This is a genomic window from Streptomyces nanhaiensis (assembly GCF_046614825.1).
Classification (GTDB): Bacteria; Actinomycetota; Actinomycetes; order Streptomycetales; family Streptomycetaceae; genus Streptomyces; species Streptomyces radiopugnans.
This window is the reverse complement of the sequence record NZ_JBKJFM010000305.1, coordinates 1-2,636: the sequence shown is the minus strand read 5'-3', so window position 1 is coordinate 2,636 and position 2,636 is coordinate 1. Positions and strand designations below refer to the sequence as shown.

Annotated in this window: 1 protein-coding gene; it reads right to left on the bottom strand. The window is 70.0% G+C overall.

The annotated features are described in order from the left end of the window. The coding region (metH, locus tag ACLIYP_RS30115; protein ID WP_412716247.1) for a methionine synthase at nucleotides 1-2,636 on the bottom strand (2,636 nt) is incomplete at both ends.

Here is a 2,636-nt window from a genome sequence, read left to right as displayed (position 1 = left end):
GCCTCGGGGTGGTGGAGGACGATGGCGTCGGTGGACTGCTCGGGATGGAGCTGGAACTCCTCGGACAGCGTCACCCCGATCCGCTCCGGCCGCAGCAACTCGGCGATCTTGGCGCGGTCGGCCAGGTCCGGACAGGCCCCGTACCCCAGCGAGAACCGCGCCCCGCGGTACTTCAGCGCGAACATGTCCTCCACCGCCTCCGGATCCTCGCCGGCGAACCCCAGCTCGGCGCGGACCCGGGCGTGCCAGTACTCGGCCAGCGCCTCGGCCAGCTGCACCGACAGACCGTGCAGCTCCAGATAGTCGCGGTAGGCGTCCGCGGCGAACAGCTCCGCGGTGGCCTGCCCGATCCTTGAACCGACGGTGACCAGCTGCAGACCCACCACATCGGTCTGGCCGGACTCCTTGGGGCGGAAGAAGTCGGCCAGACACAGCCGCCGCCCCCGCCGCTGCCGGGGGAAGGTGAACCGGCACCGCTCGGACCCGTCCTCGCCCAGCACCACCAGAGCGTCACCGTCGGCGTGGCAGGGGAAGTAGCCGTAGACCACCGCCGCCTCCAGCAGGTTGCCGGTGTGCAGCCGCTCCAGCCAGCCCCGCAAACGCGGGCGGCCCTCGGCCTCCACCAGCTCCCGGTAGGAGGGCCCCTCCCCGGTGCGCGGCGCCTTCAGCCCCCACTGGCCCTTGAACAGCGCGTCCTCATCCAGCCAGGAGGCGTACTCCTTCAGCGCGATGCCCTTGACCACCCGCGTGCCGAAGAACGGCGGGACCGGCACCGGATGGTCGACCGCCACATCCGAACGCACCGGACCGGCCGGCTCGGTGACCTGCAGCTCGGCGGTCTCCCGCCGGGGCACCCGGCGCTGCCTGAGCTCCGGCAGCCTCGCACCGGGCACCCCGCGCTTGACCGCCATCAACGCGTCCATCAGCCGCAGCCCCTCGAAGGCGTCCCGGGCGTAGCGCACCTCCCCCTGGTAGACCTCGTGCAGATCCTGCTCCACATAGGCCCGCGTCAGCGCCGCCCCGCCCAGAATCACCGGATACCTGGCGGCCAGACCGCGGGCGTTGAGCTCCTGCAGGTTCTCCTTCATGATCACCGTGGACTTCACCAGCAGCCCGGACATCCCGATCACATCCGCACCGTGCTCCTCGGCCGCCTCCACGATCGCCGCCACCGGCTGCTTGATCCCCAGGTTGACCACCGTGTAGCCGTTGTTGGACAAAATGATGTCCACCAGGTTCTTGCCGATGTCGTGCACATCCCCACGCACCGTGGCCAACACGATCGTGCCCTTGCCCTCGGCACCCTCCACCTTCTCCATGTGCGGCTCCAGATAGGCCACCGCCGCCTTCATCACCTCCGCCGACTGGAGCACGAACGGCAACTGCATCTGCCCGGACCCGAACAGCTCCCCGACCACCTTCATCCCCGCCAGCAGCGTGTCGTTGACGATCTGAAGCGCCGGACGCCCGGCCAGGGCCTCATCCAGATCCGCCTCCAGCCCGGCACGCTCCCCGTCGATGATCCGCCGCCTGAGCCGCTCCTCCAGCGGCAACGCCGCCAGCTCCTCCGCCCGCGACGCCCGCAACGACTTCGCCGTGGCCCCCTCGAACAGCGCCAGGAACCGCTGCAGCGGGTCATACCCCTCCACCCGCCGGTCATAGATCAGATCCAGCGCCACCCGCACCTGCTCCTCCGGGATCCGCGCAATCGGAACGATCTTGGAGGCGTGCACGATCGCCGAGTCCAGACCCGCCTTCACACACTCGTCCAGGAACACGGAGTTGAGCACCATCCGCGCGGCCGGATTCAGCCCGAAGGAGATGTTGGACAGCCCCAGCGTGGTCTGCACCCGCGGATGCCGCCGCTTCAGCTCACCGATCGCCTCGATCGTGGCCACCCCGTCCCGGCGGGACTCCTCCGTACCGGTACAGATGGTGAACGTCAGGCAGTCGATGAGGATGTCCTCCTCCCGAATGCCCCACCTGCCGGTCAGATCCGCGATCAACCGCTCGGCCACCGCCACCTTGTGCCCGGCCGTGCGCGCCTGCCCACTCTCGTCGATGGTCAACGCGATCAGCGCCGCACCATGCTCCCGGGCCAGCGCCGTGATCCGCGCGAACCGGGAACCGGGCCCGTCACCGTCCTCGTAGTTCACACTGTTGATCACCGCCCGGCCGCCCAGCTTCTCCAGCCCCGCCTCGATCACGGCCGGCTCGGTGGAGTCCAACACGACCGGCAGCGTGGAGGCCGTCGCCAGCCGCCCGGCCAGCTCGGCCATGTCCGCCACCCCGTCCCGCCCCACATAGTCCACGCACAGATCCAGCAGATGCGCACCCTCACGGATCTGCTCCCGCGCGATCTCCACGCAGTCCTCCCACCGCCCGTCCAGCATCGCGGTGCGGAACCTCTTCGACCCGTTGGCGTTGGTCCGCTCCCCGATCGCCAGATACGAGGCGTCCTGCCGGAACGGCACCGCCTGATACAGCGACGCCGCCCCCGGCTCCGGCCGCGGATCCCGCCCCGCCGGCACCAGGCCCCGCACCCGCTCAACCACCTGCCGCAGATGCTCCGGCGTCGTCCCGCAACACCCCCCCACCAACGACAACCCGTACTCGCGGACAAACCCCTCCTGCGC